The organism is Haloarcula marina (assembly GCF_024218775.1).
GTDB classification, from domain to species: Archaea; Halobacteriota; Halobacteria; order Halobacteriales; family Haloarculaceae; genus Haloarcula; species Haloarcula marina.
The window spans coordinates 3,040,477-3,057,999 of sequence record NZ_CP100404.1 but is presented as its reverse complement, the minus strand read 5'-3'; the positions used below and the strand labels follow the sequence as shown (position 1 = coordinate 3,057,999).

14 protein-coding genes are annotated in these 17,523 nt (G+C 56.4%); 9 read left to right on the top strand and 5 right to left on the bottom strand.

Features of this window, described 5'->3' with window-relative positions; translation table 11 throughout:
* The first annotated feature begins 193 nt into the window (after window positions 1–193).
* Window positions 194–1,597 carry a permease gene (locus NJQ44_RS16100; protein WP_254272349.1) on the top strand — a complete coding sequence of 468 codons (1,404 nt, stop codon included), beginning with the start codon at window positions 194–196 and terminating at the stop codon, window positions 1,595–1,597.
* Window positions 1,598–1,687: 90 nt separating this feature from the next.
* Here NJQ44_RS16100 and NJQ44_RS16095 read toward each other — a convergent pair whose 3' ends face one another.
* Entirely contained in the window at window positions 1,688–2,674 is a 987-nt protein-coding gene (locus tag NJQ44_RS16095) for an SDR family oxidoreductase (protein WP_254272348.1), read from the bottom strand.
* Window positions 2,675–2,719: 45 nt separating this feature from the next.
* Window positions 2,720–3,478, bottom strand: coding sequence for a UTP--glucose-1-phosphate uridylyltransferase AglF (gene aglF / locus NJQ44_RS16090; protein ID WP_254272347.1), 759 nt, complete (start codon window positions 3,476–3,478; stop codon window positions 2,720–2,722).
* 95 nt (window positions 3,479–3,573) lie between these two features.
* Here aglF and NJQ44_RS16085 point away from each other — a divergent pair, with 95 nt between their 5' ends.
* Genes NJQ44_RS16085 through NJQ44_RS16075 form a run of 3 tightly spaced genes read left to right on the top strand, consistent with a single transcriptional unit; the run spans window position 3,574 to window position 5,940 of the window.
* Window positions 3,574–3,849: a DUF8044 family membrane protein gene (locus NJQ44_RS16085; protein WP_254272346.1), complete on the top strand. Its 276-nt coding sequence runs from the start codon at window positions 3,574–3,576 to the stop codon at window positions 3,847–3,849.
* Complete coding sequence (locus NJQ44_RS16080) at window positions 3,850–4,926, top strand: DUF4350 domain-containing protein (protein ID WP_254272345.1); 1,077 nt, start codon at window positions 3,850–3,852, stop codon at window positions 4,924–4,926.
* Between the two features lie 3 nt (window positions 4,927–4,929).
* Window positions 4,930–5,940 (top strand): AAA family ATPase, encoded by a 1,011-nt coding sequence (locus tag NJQ44_RS16075; protein WP_254272344.1) that lies wholly within the window; start codon window positions 4,930–4,932, stop codon window positions 5,938–5,940.
* On the opposite strand, the gene NJQ44_RS16070 is transcribed toward NJQ44_RS16075, so the two are convergent.
* From NJQ44_RS16070 to NJQ44_RS16060, 3 genes are read right to left on the bottom strand one after another with little or no spacing between them, the layout of a single operon-like run.
* On the bottom strand, window positions 5,937–6,833 hold the full coding sequence (locus NJQ44_RS16070) for a DUF7982 domain-containing protein (RefSeq protein WP_254272343.1): 897 nt from the start codon (window positions 6,831–6,833) through the stop codon (window positions 5,937–5,939). The genes NJQ44_RS16075 and NJQ44_RS16070 overlap by 4 nt on opposite strands.
* Window positions 6,826–7,194 (bottom strand): DUF8163 family membrane protein, encoded by a 369-nt coding sequence (locus NJQ44_RS16065; protein WP_254272342.1) that lies wholly within the window; start codon window positions 7,192–7,194, stop codon window positions 6,826–6,828. The genes NJQ44_RS16070 and NJQ44_RS16065 overlap by 8 nt, the downstream gene beginning before the upstream one ends.
* A 42-nt stretch (window positions 7,195–7,236) precedes the next feature.
* Entirely contained in the window at window positions 7,237–8,646 is a 1,410-nt protein-coding gene (locus NJQ44_RS16060; RefSeq protein WP_254272341.1) for a DUF58 domain-containing protein, read from the bottom strand.
* Between the two features lie 97 nt (window positions 8,647–8,743).
* On the opposite strand from NJQ44_RS16060, the gene NJQ44_RS16055 reads away from it, so the two are divergent.
* The 5 genes from NJQ44_RS16055 to NJQ44_RS16035 all read left to right on the top strand — a co-directional run bounded on the left by NJQ44_RS16055 (window position 8,744) and on the right by NJQ44_RS16035 (window position 17,492).
* The gene (locus tag NJQ44_RS16055; RefSeq protein ID WP_254272340.1) at window positions 8,744–10,822 is read left to right on the top strand and encodes a hypothetical protein; all 2,079 of its coding nucleotides are present in this window, start codon (window positions 8,744–8,746) and stop codon (window positions 10,820–10,822) included.
* A 261-nt stretch (window positions 10,823–11,083) separates the two neighbouring features.
* Window positions 11,084–12,178: a nitroreductase family protein gene (locus tag NJQ44_RS16050; RefSeq protein ID WP_254272339.1), complete on the top strand. Its 1,095-nt coding sequence runs from the start codon at window positions 11,084–11,086 to the stop codon at window positions 12,176–12,178.
* A 41-nt stretch (window positions 12,179–12,219) separates the two neighbouring features.
* A complete protein-coding gene (locus NJQ44_RS16045; protein WP_254272338.1) occupies window positions 12,220–13,518 on the top strand; it encodes a polysaccharide pyruvyl transferase family protein in 1,299 nt (432 codons plus the stop codon).
* 5 nt (window positions 13,519–13,523) lie between these two features.
* Window positions 13,524–15,032, top strand: a complete 1,509-nt coding sequence (locus NJQ44_RS16040; protein WP_254272337.1) for an oligosaccharide flippase family protein — start codon at window positions 13,524–13,526, stop codon at window positions 15,030–15,032.
* Window positions 15,033–15,122: 90 nt separating this feature from the next.
* Complete coding sequence (locus NJQ44_RS16035; RefSeq protein ID WP_254272336.1) at window positions 15,123–17,492, top strand: STT3 domain-containing protein; 2,370 nt, start codon at window positions 15,123–15,125, stop codon at window positions 17,490–17,492.
* Window positions 17,493–17,523 lie beyond the last annotated feature (31 nt).

The window sequence follows — 17,523 nt, the reverse complement described above, 5'->3', positions numbered from 1 at the left end:
CAAAGTCACGTGTAGGGGATAGAATTACGAGCATACGACGCTCGCTCCGCCCGCCGACGCGTCTTGCAACTTCCAGACCGACTGTTCGAAGCGTAGTGGTGGATTTTCAACTTTCGAATCATGTGGTAACCGCGCTTGGAACCTCAGTTTTACAGTAGGAATCGACAAGTCCGATGCCTACGTCAATTTACATATGGTCACCACACTCGTCAGCGGCGTCTTCGAGGCGCTCAGAATCGGTGTGGGATTCCTCTGGACGGCAGCGTGGGCCATCGTTCTCGGACTGTTCGTTACCAGTTTCGTGCAGGTGTACGTCTCGAAAGAGCGGATGGCGACTGTCCTCGGCGAGGGAGACGCTGGCGCCATCGTGAAGGCGACGGCGTTCGGCGCGGCCAGTAGCGGGTGCAGTTTCGGCGCCGTCGCCATCGGCAAGGGCCTGTTCAAGAAGGGTGCCCACGTCGTGAACGTCCTCGCGTTCATGTTCGCCTCAACGAACCTCATCGTCGAACTCGGCCTGATGATCTGGCTCCTACTGGGGTGGGAGTTCCTCGTCGCGGAACTGCTGGGTGGCCTCGTCCTCATCGTCGTGATGGCGGTCATCGTTCGTCTGACGCTTCCCGACGCGCTGTTCGACCGGGTGCGTGAGGAACTCACAGCGCGCGACCGAGAGGCGGGCGTCACCGTAGACCCGACCTGCGGACTAGAGGGCACCGAAGCGTACACGCTCAGGACAGACGGCGATGAGACGCTCCAGTTCTGCTCGGCGGGCTGTCTGGAGACCTATCGGCAGGAAGCAGCCAGCTATGGGGGGTGGCGTGAGGAACTGCGCTCGTGGGGCGGATGGTACAAATTCGGGAACCAGTACCGCAAGGAGTGGTCGATGATCTGGACGGATATCGTCGCGGGTTTCCTCATCTCCGGCTTCGTCATCGTGTTCGTTCCGCAGTCGGTGTGGAACGCGCTTTTCATACAGGGTGATGGTCTATTCGTGACCGCCGAGAATGCCGTTATGGGCGTCGCCATCGCCGTGGTGAGTTTCGTCGGGAGTATGGGTAACGTCCCGTTCGCGGTGGCGCTGTGGGGCGGCGGCATCAGTTTTGCGGGGGTCATTGCGTTCGTCTACGCCGACCTCATCACTGTGCCCGTCCTGAACGTCTACCGGAAGTACTACGGCTGGAAGGTGATGCTCTATATCCTCGGCGTGTTCTTCGTGACGATGGCGTTCACGGGGTTCCTCATGGAACTGCTGTTCGACGCCCTCGGAATCGTCCCGAACCTAGCGGGCGGGCAGACGGCGACCGAACAGACCTACTTCGAACTGAACTACACGTTCTACCTGAACTTCGTTGCGTTTGCCCTCTCCGGATTCCTGCTGTACGTCTACCGGCGTGGTCTCGGTGCCCCTGGGAAGTTCCGCGACCCAGTCTGTGGGATGCGTACCGACGAGACGGGGCCGAGTGTCTCTCGTGACGAGACGACCTACCACTTCTGCTCGGAATACTGCAAACGGCGGTTCGAGTCGAACGCAGAGGAGTTCGAGGGCGCGCATCCGACGGTATCGGAGTCCAGCGGTGGGACGGGCCACGACCACCACTGACACGGGGACGAAGCGTCGCTCACCCGAGTCGCGTCCGCTCGGAGTTCATTCGAGGATTTCGACAGAGCCGCTACTCCATCTGTCTGCCCGTCAGGACCGCCGGACCAGCGGTTCGTACCACTCGCGGTTCTCCCGGTACCAGTCGATGAACTTCGCGACGCCCTCTCGGATGGTGTGGTCGGCCTCGTAGCCGATGCGGTCACGCGCCTTCTCCGTGCTGGCGTGAGTGTGTTCGGCGTCGGCGTCGTGGCGCTCCTCGTAGACCAGGTCTAGGTCGGGCGCGAGTTGGTCGCGAATCTCCTCGGCGAGCGTCTTGATTTCGATGTTGTCCGTCGACCCGATGTTCATCGCCTCGCCGTCGGCGGCGTCTTCGTCCAGGAGGGTGACGTTCGCCTCGACGATATCCTCGATGAAAGTGAAGTCACGCGTCTGTTTCCCGTCGCCGTAGATAATCGGCGGTTCGCCATTCATACACCGCGAGACGAAGTTCGAGATGGCCATGTTCGGACGCATCCGCGGACCATACACCGTGAAGTACCGCAGCGCGACGACGGAGAAGTCGTACACCTCGCCGTACGAGCAGGCGTAGCGCTCGGCGGCGAGTTTCGACGCGCCGTAGGGAGAGACGGGCGTCGTCGGGTGTTGCTCGTCGTAGGGGAGGTACTGCGGGACGCCGTACACCGACGACGAGGAGGCCATCACGAACCGCTCGATGCCCTCGTCGCGGCAGGCGTCCAGCAGATTGAGCGTGCCGTCGGCGTTGACCTCGTCGTACTTCCGGGGGTTCTCGACGCTCGGGCGGACGCCCGCCTGTGCGGCTTGATGGTAGACGTAGTCGGCGTCGGCGACGAGGTCGGCGACGAGGTCGGCGTCGCGAACGTCGCCTTCGACGAGTTCGTACGCGCCGTCGCCAGCGTCGGCGGCTTCACGGCCGGTCTCGACGTTGTGGTGCTTGATGTCGAGGTCGTAGAAGGGGTCGAAGTTGTCCAAGACGGTGACCGCGTGCCCGTCGCGAGCGAACCGTTCGGCGAGGTGGCCGCCGATGAAGCCAGCGCCACCGGTGACGAGGATGTTCATTACTCGAATAGGGTCAGGGAACGGACAAAAAACCGTCGGGTCGGCTTACTCCTCGTCGGCGGCGATGGCGTCGGCCGCGAGGTCGGGGTCGACGCTGCCCTGTAGCCGTTCCTCTGCGGTGTCGCGGTCTTCTGGGTAGCCGATGTCGTTGCGCCAGCCGTCCATCCGGATGGCGTCGATAGTCCGGCCCGAGTGTAAGAGAAGGTCGATGGCGTCCGAAATCTCGTACTCGTCGCGGCCGGAGGGCTGGACGAGGTGACACGCGTGGAAGATAGCGGGCGTGAACGTGTAAAAGCCGGTCATCACCAGATTAGAGGGCGGGTCGTCGGGTTTCTCGACGACGTTGGTTATCTCACCGTACTTGTTGGTGTCACAGACCCCGTAGCGGGAGGCCTCGTCCCACGGGACTTCCTCGACGAGGAAGGCGGCGTCGGCGCGCTCCTCGGCCTGCCGATTGACCACGTCTTGGAGGTTGGCCTCGAAGATGTTGTCGCCGAGCATCAGCATGAAGTCGTCGTCGATGTGCTCTTCGACGGTCAGCAGGGCGTGGGCCAGTCCCTTTTGCTCGCGTTGGTGTGTGTAGGTGATGGGGACGCCGTCGAACTCGTCCTCGTAGTGGTTGATGATTGCCTGTTTCTTGTAGCCGACGACGACGAGGAGTTCGTCCGCCCCGAGGTCGATTAACTGCTCGAAACAGTGTGTGAGGATGGGTTTCCCGGCCACTTCGACCATCCCCTTCGGTTTCTCCTCGGTGAGCGGGCGAAGCCGGGTCCCTTCTCCGGCGGCGAGTACGACAGCTTTCATGTCACCGCTGTACTCCACCAACGCGTAAAATCTTTGTTCACCGACGGCTCGCCGTGTCGATAGCTTCTAACGGTTGGATAGATAATGGCCGCGCAATGGCTACCAGACGCCGCCAGCAGTTCGTCCACGGGCAAGCCCTGTGGATGCTGGCGGCAGTCGTCGTCCTTTCGGCAATCGGCGCGCTGACCCTCGAACTTTTCTTCGTCATCTCGCTCATCGGCTTTCTCGTCGTGGTGGAACTCACCGCGGCTATCAACGTCACGCCGCGGTGGCGGTCCAGACTGAAGTGGGTGATACTCGTCGGACTACTCGGATTTGGTTACATCGTCATCAGGCGAATCTTGGAAATCCTCCCGCCGGGGCTGATATAGATGGACTGGACCGACTACCCGGCTGTCGCGCTGGTGTGTCTGCTGGTCGTTTGCAATCTCGCCCTCGTGGTCGCGATGAGTACGTCGGGTGTCGCCTACGGCCCGTACAACTCAGATTGGGATGGAGGAACTGATCTCCGTGAGGTGGTCTCGGTGACCGGTGCCGATCCAGAAATCGGGACCAGCACTAGCGCCTATGTCGACGCCGACGCGAACGAGGTGGCGTTCGTGCTCGCGCCGACCGAATCCTATGGCCCGACTGACGTGACACGGGTTCGACAGTTCGTCTCGCGGGGTGGCACACTTATCATCGCGAGTGAACGCGCGAACACTACCAACGAACTGCTCGCGGGGCTCGACACTGAGACACGAATCAACGGCACGACGGTGCTTGACGACCAGACGAACTACCGGAACGCAACACTCCCCCGGGCGACGAACGTCTCGGAGCACGCACTCGTCACCGACGTTGAGGCGCTGACGCTCAATCGTGGAACCGTGCTCGACGTCCCGGAGCGAGAGGGACCGGTACAGCGCATCGAACGGCCGACAGTGCTCGTTCGTACGACATCGGTTGCGTATCTCGACCGGAACGGTAACGGGGCGCTTGATGACAACGAGACGATACAGTCGTACCCAGTCGCAGCTGTCGAGTCTGTCGGCACAGGGCGTGTTATCGTGGTGAGCGACGCCAGCGTCTTCACCAACACGATGCTCGAACGCGAGGGGAATGCGGCGTTCGCCCGAGCTGTGAGTCAGAATGCAACCACGGCACTACTGGATTACTCACACCGACCGCCGCTGCCGCCGCTGACGTACGCGCTACTGGCCGTCCGTGCAACACCGCTCGCACAGGTCGTCATCGCACTCTCGCTGCTCGGTAGTGTGGCACTCTGGGCCAGGCGCCCGACACTCGAACTCGCCGAACTAATCGATGGCGACGACCCACCGGCGCCCGACCGGACGCTCACCGAGGCAGAGGTCGTCGCGTTCGTCCGCGAGCGCCATCCCGACTGGGACCGCGAACGGGTCGAGCGCGTGTCGCAACACATTATACGCCAGCGACAGGATGCCTAACGGATGACCGACCCAGCCGCCCTGTACACCTCGATCAGAGACGAGATGGGGGAGGTCCTTATCGGCAAGGAAACCCTCGTCAAGGGCGTCACGATTGCACTGCTGACCGACGGGCACATCCTGCTCGAAGGGGTCCCGGGCGTCGCGAAGACGACGGTCGCGAACCTGTTTGCCGTCACGACCGGGTTCGAGTACAACCGTATCCAGATGACGCCGGACATTCTCCCGGCCGACATCACCGGCACGTCGATTTACCGCGAGCAGACTGGAGAGTTCGAACTCCAGCGGGGACCGGTGTTCGCAAACGTCGTCGTTGCCGACGAAATAAACCGCGCGACGCCAAAGACTCAGTCGGCGCTGCTTGAGGCGATGCAAGAACGTACTGTCTCCATCGAGGGGGAGACACTCGACCTCCCGGACCCCTTTATCGTCATCGCCACGCAGAACCCCATTGAGATGGAGGGAACGTACGAACTCCCAGAGGCCCAGCGCGACCGCTTCCAGTTAAAACTCACCGCTGATCTCCCCGAACGCGACGAAGAGGAAGAGCTATTGAACCGGTTTGACACTGACCCGAACCTGACTGCAGACGACGTCATACAGGTCGTCGACGCCGAAGATATCAAAGCGGCACGCGACGCCGTCTCCGAGGTGTACGTCGACGAGACGGTCAAATCGTACATCCTCGATATCGTCGCTGCGACCCGCGAGACGCCCGACCTTGACCACGGCGCGTCGCCGCGTGCATCGTTGGCGTTCCTAAACACCAGCAAGGCCCGCGCAGCAATCGAGGGCCGGGACTACGTCATCCCTGAGGACGTGAAAGTACTGGCCGAGGCAATTCTGGCCCACCGCGTGGGGCTGAGCACCGACGCGGAGTTGAGCAACCGAACCGCACGCGGTGTTGTCGCCGACCTCGTTGAGAACGTCGACCCGCCCGGCAGTCGCGTCGACCTCGAACCCGATATCGCTGCCGTCGGGGACGGCGGCACGACGAACGCTGACGACGGCTAGTCCTCACTCTGCGCTTCGTCGCTTGCCTCTGTGGTGTCCCACGTCAGCGTAATCCGATAGCGTCGCTCGTCGTCGGCTGGTTCTGTCTTGGCGGTCACCGGCTGTTCGAGACGGCGGGCGGTCACGCTCGCGAGGAACGAGGCAACGGGGTGGTCGAACTGGTCGACCGCGCCGTAGGCACTCTCGTCAACGACGACAGTGATTCGACCGCCCGTCGGGTCGGCGTCTGATGTTGCGCTGTCGACGAGTTCGAACTGCTCGACCAGCGCATCGCCCGCCTGGGTGGCGATATCCCGTGGCGCTGCTGCCGTGGTTGTCATCCCTCGGTCGAACTCGTCGGCCAGACCGGCACCTGTCGGTGCAAGCGAGATACCACGGGGCGAGTCGTCGTCGGTAACGACGAACACATCGCGTAGCGCGTCGTCGTCGGGGATGGTATACTCCGCATGTTTCGGGACGAACAGCCGAACGCCCACCGATTCGGTCGGTACGTACACCCGGTCGCGACGGAGACCGAGTTCGGTCGAGAGCGCTGATTCGTTGCTCGCGAGCGCCTCGTAGACACTCCGACTGAGCGACGCTGGAAGGAACCGCTCGGGGGTCAAATAATACGTCAACACGGAGAGAAATGCTCCCGTTCCACCGAGTGCGAACAGGACGGTCTGGCCCGTGGGGACCAGCAATCCGCCCAGCGCGGCAACGAGACCAAGGGCACCGAGACCAATCGCCGTCCGCTGGTACTGGCTCTGTCTCGCCCGCGTGTATTCGCTCCTCAGACGTTCGTTTTCCTCTTCAAGGAGTTCGACATGTGCCCGTAGCGTGGCCTGGTCATCAGTGACTTCGGTCTCGGTCTCGTCGGGTGCCCTCGCCCCGACGGAGTCTTCGCTACTCATCGGCTGGTTCCACGAGTCCGAGCGCGACGAGTTCGTACCGGTGGATGCCGTAGCCGACGAGCACCAACGCCAAAACGGTGAGAAGCGTCACGGCCAGCAGCGAACCCGTCGAGACGGCTAGCCACGCGAGAGCCGTTGCAGCGACGTAGCTGAGTACGGTTACTCCGAGTGTCGACCCGAAACCGTCATCGAAGATGGTAAGCAGTGCCACCGCACCTAGTAGAACCGATTCGAACAGCGCCACCGTCGCGAGTGGTGGGGGCGATGCAATTACGAGTAGCGCGCCGACGTGGCCAACCGCGAGGAGGGCGACGACCAGAACCGGCAGCGTCACTCCGGCGACCGTTTTCGGGTCAGTCATCGTTCGCTAAGGCGCAGGTCGGCATGTTGTATGTTCTGATTCCTACCGGCCGGTCGAGAGGACTGCGGCGAGTCGGTCGCCCGGTCCGACCTCGTACACCGAGACGCGGTCCAGCGCGGCGAGGTCCCTGCGGAATGACTCGAACTCGGTATACCGCGCGTAGGCGTCGTTGAGGTCGGCGAGCGCGCCGGACTCGAAGAGAACGTGCGGCGTCAGAAAGACGACGACGTGGTTCCCGTCTTGTCGTGCGATTTTGACCGCCTCGCGCAGTTCGGTCGGCTGGCGGTCGTCGGTGAATATCGCCGTCCACACCTCACCGCCGAGTCGGGAGAGGTACGTTTGTGTCGTGGAGAACAACGGGTCCTGCGCAATCTGTCTCACGTATCCGCGACGCTCACGAAGGTACGGCCGTAGCGTCGCGGCGAATGCCGATGTATCGCCTTGTAACCGTATTCGTGTGGCTTGTGCGGTTCCGGGACTGCGCGCGCCCATCGTTCGCTCCGCAACCGCCCCAGACGGTTCGAGGTCGTACAGCGTGTCCACGATGGTCCGGTACTGCTCCCCATCCAGAGAGGGCTCCAGTTCGGTCGTGAGTCCTTCGTCACCGACGGTGTATAGTCCCAGCGGGTCGTCGAACTGCTTGGCCTGTTCGGCGAGAGCTAGCGAGACTTCCCGTAGATAGTCAAGTTTCGTCTCACCCGGCTGCCCGGTGTCGAGTCGCTGACGATGGTCGACCAACAACATCGTTCGACGGTCCGTCTCCACCTCGTGCTCGCGGACGTACGGCTCGTTCAACCGCGCCGTGGCCTTCCAGTCGATGTCGCCCGCGGAGTCTCCGGCGGTGTACCTGCGCAGCTCAGCGGGGTCGATACCTTCACCGAGCGAGTCGGTCGCGTGCTCGCCGAAGGTCGCCAGCGCCGTCTCGCCACCCTGCCCGACGTGAAGCGTCCGGGCGGTGTGTGGTTCGACGCGGACTTCGGGGGTCGGCCCGCGTTCGATGGTTTCGGCGAACAAGCCGTGAGGGTCTACGACGCGTACTGTCGGCGCGCCAAACCGCATCGTCCCGACGACGGGCCACGTCACGTCGAACGTCGCCGACGCAGTCTCAGGACCGGTGATGCTGACCCGTCGCTCGGCTTCGGGCGGTCCGTCGGCACTTGCCGGAACCGTCGCCGTCACGGTGACGTTGAGCGGCGTCGAAGCGGATACTCCTCGGAGTATTGCGGGAACCGTCTCGTCCTGCGTAAGCAGCGTCCGCGGAACGGATAGGTCGATTTGCAGGCTATCGTCGAGTCGGTGGAGTCGGTGGACGAACACCATTTGCCGGGCGAAGAGATAGCCACCGATTCCGGCCGTCCCCAGCACCAACAGCGGACGCTCGACGAGCGGCGCGACCACCGCCAGCGCGAGAGCGGCTCCGACAAGTGCCCAGAACCGCCGCGTTACGTCCATCGGCCGAGTGCAGGAGGGGGCCGAATTTGAACGTGGTGGTCTGAGAGCTGTGACTGAACGAAAGAGTGTTTATATCGACACGGGACAACACGGGAGCGTGAGCACCGCCGACCGGCTCCGGAGCCGCGCCCTCCTCGCACTCGTGGTGATGAGCGCCGTCGTCATCATCACGGGGACCGTCGTCGGCGTGGTGGCCCCCGGAGCCGCACTCGGTGGGAACGAGGACACAGGGACCCATGCCGACCCGGCCAGTGTCAGTAGCGAGCGTGACCTGAGCGGACTCGAACGACAGATGGCCGACCGGTTGGCCTCACGAGCCCGAAGCGGCTCGCTAAACGTCAGTCGGGAGGATGCCCGGCGGGCACGGGAAGCGCTCAATGGCTCAGAGTATGAGTCATTGCTCAATCGGTATGCTGACGTAGCCGAGGAGACGGGTCAGGTCGACCGGGCAATCGCGTTCCGCCGCGTCCGGTCTGACCAACTGGAACTGACGACCGCTATCGACCGCTACTGGACGCTATACGGGCTGTATCAAGAGCCCAGAAACGGGACCTTCGAGTACTCACAGTACAACAACACGTCGCGTCAAGAGATCAAGCGAGACCTCGCACGCCAGTTAGAGGGAGAGTGGCAGACTATCAAGCAGAGCCGTAGCGAACTGGTCACCTCGCAACGACGGCTCGCGGAGGTAACCGGCGAGAACGTCACCGCGTCGCTTGACACCATCAACGAATCTGTTCGAGAAGTCAACGTGACGCAGCAGGAGGTCCGTGACGAACAGTTCATCGAGACGCGGTTGACCGTCGAGGCGGATGACAGGCAGGCCTCGTTCCGTGACCCGCTCGTAATTCGGGGACGGTTAGTTACAGAGGCAGGAGAGCCGATTCGCAACGATACCGCGACGTTTGCCGTCGGGAACCAGACGCTCAATACGACGACCGACGATACCGGGGCGTTCACTCTCAGCTACCGCCCGACGACGATTCCGGCAAATGCCACGACCGTCACCGTCCGGTACGCCCCCGGGAACCAGTCGCTATATCTCGGCGATGCGCAATCGGTTCCGGTTTCGATTACGCCCGTGGTGCCTACCGTGGATGTCAGCGTAACGCCCGAACAGGCCAGTTACAACGAGACGGTTCAGGTCTCGGGCCGCATTGGCACGGCCGAGGCCGGAGCCGGCAACGTGAGCTACCTGGTCTCGCTCGGTAACCGCGTGCTGGCAGCGAACAGGACCGCACACAACGGAACGTTCGCGCGGAACGTGTCGATTCCGACGTCCGTTGCGGACGGCCGACAGACGGTACAGGTGTTTGCGATATTCGATGAGCAAGCGTTGCGTCCCACAACCGGATCGACGACACTTGATGTCGCGGCGACCGAGACCACGCTGTCCGCCGACGCGACTCGCGTTGACGAGCGGACGATTCGTGTCAGCGGGTCGTTTGCGACGGCTGCCGGTGAGCCAGTACCCAACCAGGAAATCACTGTTCGCGCGAACGGTACCGTCCTGGGGACTATCTCGACCGGTTCTGCTGGGAATTTCGACACGCAGCTAACCATCCCGAGTGGTGTCGGGTCCGCGGGCCCGTTCGACTCAATATCGACCATCAGGCTCGAATTCCAGTTTGAGGGAACCGGAACGAATCTCCGTGAATCGCGTACTGGTGGGTCTGTGACGCTTTCATCACCACCGATAGGGCTCTGGGCCGGTGGAGCGCTCGGTGTCCTGGTCGTGTTGGCAGGCGCGGGACTGGGTGTGCGAAAGATACGGGAACGACGGCGAACTGGCGTCAGTTCGCAACTTGACCGAGAATCGGTTACGCTGGACACCGGCCACCCTGTTTCCGAGTACGATACGCAAACGTTGGTTGAACAGGCCAGGGACCGACTCTCTGCCGATAGACCACAAGAGGCTGCCAGAATCGGCTACATCGCGCTCAGACAGCAGTTCGCACAAACTTCGGATGCTGCCGGTCAGACACCGTGGGAGTTCTACCGAGACCAGACAGACTCAGAACTCGGGGAGTCGGCAAGCAAAACGCTACAGCGTGCCACAGAACTGTACGAATGGGCACGATTTAATTCGTCTTCAGAGTCGGTTCCTGCTCGTGATGTTGAATCGGTATTGAACGATATCAGAGAGTTACTTTCACAGTCAGAGTTCGCAGACTGAACCGTGGACCGGGTCACGCTATTAAAAATCGGAATCACTTCTCAATGGGATTGAGAGGCCGGTCATTACAATCACACTCTCCAATTCCAAACCAATAGTCCGAGTAGCAAAACAAGTGCTGGGTATAATGTGGGGAAGATTACCCCGCGGAGTATCCACAATCTCCAACGCAAGAGCGTTCACAAATATAATGTTAGTACTCCGCATTAAGTAAGTGGATAAATCTATCCCTTTTTATATTTGCAGTGTCTGCTCATGTTCATGCCTGAATTAAGGACTGCATATGCTATCTATAAAAAGAGAGGAATTTTATCACTCTTTCAATCGGTGTTGAGTTATATTATATGGAAGATTCTCCCAGAAGCGAAAACAAAGCGATTTATATCCCGGTCAGCATTGATATCTAATCTGTACTTCCACTTCAAAAAAACATTCAAATTTGAACAAAAGTCTATACTCCATGGGCAGGCTTTGTACCAAGAGTTAGAGGATAGCGGATCAAAACCCCAACATAGGGTTATTCGCCAGATACATCGAATAGAAAAAGGCATATCCATGAAGGACCGTCGAGATGTGTTTGCTGAAGGTTACATTCAGCAAACTGTCAACGATGTATCTAAATTGTGGAAGCAATCGAAAACAGCTGATACTCAACTCAAGTGGTCCATAGACGTACTATCAGAATATTTTGAAATTGTCGAAAAGACGGAACCGATTTCACGGGCGGAAACTAATTTCAAACATTTGCTCACAGAAATTGACTATGAACCAGAGGAGAAGAAACCAATCAAGCGTAGTGAGGTTGAATCAAATTCTGTAACATACCGCGACTTTCATGAACTAGCATTGCAACGAACTAGTACTCGATGGTTCGAACAACGGAAGGTACCGAGAGAGGTACTTAATAAATCACTGGAAACAGCACTACAATCTCCAAGTGCCTGTAACAGACAGTCATTCGAGTTCCGTTTCTACGACGAAAAAGAGTTGATACAAGAGATCACAGAGTTGCCAATTGGAGTATCTGGATATCGAGACAATATCCCCTGTCTAGCGGTAATTGTCGGGAAACATCGAGCCTATTCCGATGCACGAGATAGACATGTCGTATATATCGATTCTAGTTTGACGGCTATGAGTTTCCAATATGCTCTAGAGGCTCAAGGATTAGCTTCGTGCTGTATCAATTGGCCGGTCATCCACCGATTAGAAGTGGATATGGCCGACACAATTGGGTTAGATGATGACGAGGAGGTCATCATGCTTATGGCGATAGGATACCCTGATTCAGAAGCGAAAGTTCCTTTCTCTGCAAAAAAAAGTGTGGATGAGGTTGCATCGTTCAACGAGACGTAACCGCCAACTACAATACGTGAGACAAAAAGAAATAGCCCAAGATGTACAGTCGCATCCGGGCGATTGGGCAAAAATTTGCCTTCGGAACAGCGGTCACTGAACAGCTTATCTTTGATTCGCTCACATCCCAAGAATCGAGGAGCGAATTAACTGGAGAAAATATTGTCATTGTCGGTGGTGAATTATTCAACAAAGGTGCACAGGCGATGACCTTCACAGTTGTTGACCGACTCAAGCGGCGATTTCCGGGGAAGTCGATTTACCTCTTTTCGAACCGAGATTACCAACGAGACAGTATTGAGAAAGAACAGTACGATTTTACGATACTGCCGTGGTCTGGTGGTGCCCGGATAGATGCAATGTCTTCAATAGTGCCAGCAGTGTACGACGATCCGTATCCACAAACCGCTCACCAGGAAGTGAAGGCTGTACTCAACGATTGCGCCTTTATTATAGATATAAATGGCTACGCTCTCTCCTCACAATGGGGTTTTCAACAATCGTTACAGTATATGTCTAATTTAATTTCGGCCAAACGAAAGAAGATACCAATTTACATTTTACCACAGTCTATCGGCCCGTTTTCGTATCCTCATGCTGCTGCTACGATTCTCAAGCCACTGTTTTCCGCCTTTCTTCCTTCTGCAGAAGTTATTTGTCCGCGTGAGAAGGAGGGCATCAAGTGCTTGCGCCCTTACACAACAGAGAATGTCCAGTTGGAGTCTGATATTGTTCTTCAGTATCAGGATTATAACTTGGAAAACGTATTCACTGAGGTTCCGGAGTTTCAGGTTCCGGATGTTGAGGGAGATGCAGTTGGTGTTGTACCGAATTCAAGGCTCGTAGAGCGCAAAGAACGAGATCAATTGAAAGATATGTACATTGCGATACTCGAAACACTACTTGATCAGGGGAAGAATGTGTACGTGCTTCGGCACTCTTCCGAGGACGAAGAAATTTGTACGTGGATTAAATCCTTGTTCGATGATGACAATCACATCTATCTTCTCGACGACGAACTAAACGCAATCGAGCTAGAGCAAACAATCGAACAATTTGACTATTTGATTGGTTCTCGATATCATTCATTGGTCCATTCGTACCGAAATGGGGTGCCCGTCATCGCAATCGGATGGGCAACAAAATATGGGGAACTACTCGAAAGCTTTGATCAATCCGCATATTTTTTTGATGGTCGAAACAAGATTGACATCTCCCAATTAGAAGCAGCAATCCGTCAGTTGGATACAAAGAAGGAGGACGAAAAAGAGAGGATTCAAGAGCATATTGAAACAATTCATCAAAGCGATTTACTCACTCAGTTGTTCGGTGCAGTCTAATAAGAATGGAACGGAACCCGCTTCGAGCATTCGTTTCAATTCTGGGAACACGAGTCGGAAAGCTGGTACTTGCAGTGTTAATCACTCCGATTCTTGTTCGGCTACTCGGGAATAGTAACTACGGAGACTATGCTTTAATTCTGTCTATATTTGGGCTGATCTCTACTGTTGTCCATTCTGGAATATTTAATGGACTTCGGAAGTATATCGCCGAAAATCGAGAATTGGAAAGATGGGAGGACTACATTTTTACGTTCTACACACGGATTGCAGTTTTCATATCAATCATAGTGGGGCTGATAGTCTATGTGGCCAGTACGACGCAATTCGTTACCGAACAGTTCGGTCCAGAATTCCAGCAATATCTTTTACTACTCGCCTTCTTAATTGTTGCAAATCAACTGTACTCCGTTGCGCGTGGATCACTCATGGGATTTGGATTAGAGCACTACTCGGAACCACTCCAGATTCTTGATAAAATACTGTTTGGCAGTGTTGCAATTGGGCTCGTCTACTTGAACTGGGGAGTACAAGGCGCACTCATCGGAAGAATTGTTGCCATTACCGTCGTTGGTGTAATCGCGTTCTATGCAACTCATTCGAATGTATCGTTCAGGACATTGTTTCAGAGATTGCCAGAGAATATTCCACGACGTGAATTGCTAACGTTCAATCTCAATAGTATCTTACTAGCATTTCTCACAGTCTCATTATATCATGTAGACATAATACTACTCCAGCCGATTGCTGGGTCCGAGCAAACGGGATACTACAAAGCTGCCCTGGTAATCGCTGAGTTTCTCTGGTTTGTGCCTATGGCGATGCAATATACACTGGTCCAATCTGTTTCAGAGATGTGGTCAGAGGGCAAGTACGGTCTTGTCTCAAAGATTGCCAGCGACGTAACTAGGTATTCACTTGCGTTTATTCTTCTGCTGATCATCGGACTCACCGCTCTGGCAGATGAGTTCGTACCACTATATTTTGGTCCGGAGTTTGCCGTGGCCGTTGGTCCTCTACTGTTGTTGTTGCCCGGTGCTCTGGGGTTCGCTATCGCACGGCCGATCTTTGCGATTGGACAGGGAATTGGCGATTTGCAAAAGATAATCTATGCGACAGCATCAGCGTCAATAATTAATCTGCTGTTGAACCTGATATTGATTCCTCGGTACGGGATGTACGGAGCAGCAGTTGCGACAAGTATCGGGTACGGTTCAATGTTCTTTTTTCACGTTTGGTGCGCCCGCAGAATTGGATTCGATCCACTCAAGGAACTCCGGCTATCCCGTATCTTGGCGACGGCCCTACTCACAGCACCGGTTATCTTCGCTCTTGCACACAGTATCACTAGTACAGTACTGTTGTTAACTATTGTACCATCTGTGGGGCTTTTCGTATATTCCCTTCTTTTAATTAAATTTGGAGTGGTTCAACCTCAGGAGATCAAATCCATTGCCAATCGAATGCCAGCTCCGGTCGACGAAGTCCTGTATACTATCCACCGTTTATCATGATTTCCTCTATTCAACTTTAATTATCGCTACGATAAATAGCTCAAATCTCTTTCCGGTGGGTTTATTCGCACCTCTACGGTTACAATTTGTATGGACGACGTACGCGAGGCCACAGACGACCTCCTCGCGGACAGACCCGACGTTGAGTCTACAATCGAAGAGATTCTGAATGTCGACGACGACGGTCCCTGGACGTTCGACGACCTCTCTACCGACTCCGGAACGTTCGGTGAAATCGTCTCGCGTGGCATCGTGGAGAAGGGCAGCGATGGCTACAGGGTCGCCGACCGGACGGCTGTCCAAGCAGCACTAAATCAAGAGACTGTCGAAAGTGGTAGTGACACGGAAGGGTTCGACCTGTCGTTGATCAAGCTCCCTGATATTGACCGACAGACCACGCTTGCCGTCGGCGGAGTGCTGATGTTCGTTACGGTGGTGCGAATCGTTTTCATGTGGTCAAGCGTATTCCGCGGAAGCGACATCGTTCTCGCGGGCAATGACCCGTACTTTTACCGGTCCTGGGTCGATATACTGTTGGCAAGTAACCTGCAGGCGTTCGATTTTGGCGCGCTGACGCAGTTGCCTGAGGATGTCGCTAACCATGACGTGCTGTTGATCGTTGCTCTCTGGTGGACTGCGAGTCTTTTCGGGAGCGGGCAGACCGCGTCGGGTCTGGTGGTCGCCTGGTATCCTGTGGTAGTCGCTACTGCGACAGGGGCCATACTATATATCATTTCAACACGACTTACTAATGACCGGAGAGTTGGTTTAAGTTCGGTGTTGATACTCGCTGTTACGCCGGCACACGCGTTCCGCACTGGACTAGGGTTCGGTGATCACCACGCCTTCGATTTCCTTGTTCTAGCGTTCATTGTGTACACAATAATTGAGCTGGTCCGAATCGGTGATGACCAGCAAGCACATCGTTGGGGACAACCGTTAACGGCCCTGGGTCTCGGATTGGGTCTCACGACACAACTCGCGGCATGGCGCGGCGGACCTATTCTGCTGCTCCCGATTGCGATTTGTGTTCCAGCACTGGCTATCGGGGCTGTCCGGGCAGACCAGTCGCCAACCACAGTGACGAAATGGCTACTTGTTGGTCTCGCAATCAGTTCGATACTGACATATTCACTGCACGCTACATTGGGCTGGATGGGACTCTATCGGGGCATCACTCCTCTCCTACTCTTTATCGGCGCAGTTGGTTCTGTCGGAAGCGCTGAGCTATGGCACAGGAAGCACAGGTCAGCGCGGGAACTAGCCGCGTTCACAGTCACTGCTGCGCTTGGGGGCAGTGTCTCAGTGTGGTATCTTCTTCCGGAGCTTCGATCGGCACTGCTGATATTCAGGCAATTTCTCTCACAGTCTGGATCCGTTGCCGAGACGATGTCTATTTTCTCGACCGACATAGGGTTGATTTTAACACCGATACTCATTTACGGCTTTTTTTTCTTTCTCGCACTACCCCATCTCGTGTGGCTCAGTTGGCGCTCTGCACACGAATATCAGCCATCGTGGCTGGTTATCTGTATCTTCACTTTGACTGTGTCGTTGCTCACAATCAACCAAATCCGGTTTGCTGGTGAGGGGTCACTCTTCATCTCAATTTTCGCCGGTATCGCATTAGTACATCTGGCAGCGAGCGTAAAAAGTGCACGGCGGATCGACTTCCGTGACCGCTCTCCAGTGTCGTTCCAAATTCCCGAGAAAAAAACAATCAGTGTATTGGTTGCCCTCTTTCTCCTCGTCGGTAGTATGGGGCTAGTCCAAACACCAGTCAAAATGAATCAGATTGCGACAGATAAAGATACCTATGAAACCGCCATTTGGATCGACCAATATGCAGCAGAAAAAGGACTCGAATATCCAGAAAATTACGTGCTCACGCGATGGGGCCAAAGCAGGGTCTACAATTATTTTGTCAACGGAGAGTCGCGCTCATACTCATTTTCGACAGTTTACTATTCGGACTTGATGCAGGCCGAAGATCCAGACGCCTGGGTGGAGCGGTCAACTATTGACAGCTCAGGACAGGAACTGTTCACAGTGAGGGGGTTCGTAGTGACTACCGGGGAATCCACGACCGCACAAGGAACTGGATTTGAGATCCTCCATAACCGGTATGGGAGTCAACGAGGGAACTCCCCCGGAACACAGTACTTCCGGGCAGTTTACGTCTCTGAAGATGGCTCAATAAAGGTATTCGAAGTCGTTCCAGGCACTCGCATTGTTGGACAGGCCGCGCCTCAATCTTCAGTTGACGTATCGACATCCGTCCTAATCAGAGGTGAGATAGTTACATATAATAGAACGGTGTCCACTGGTCAATCTGGTGGATTCAGTGTTATTGTTCCATACACCGGTCAATACCGTATCGGAAATCGCTCCCTGAACGTGACTGAGGAAATGGTCGTCAACGGACAGTCTGTGTCTTTGAATGGAACAGTCAGCGTATGACTCTAGGTGCGATAGACACCACGACTGGCTA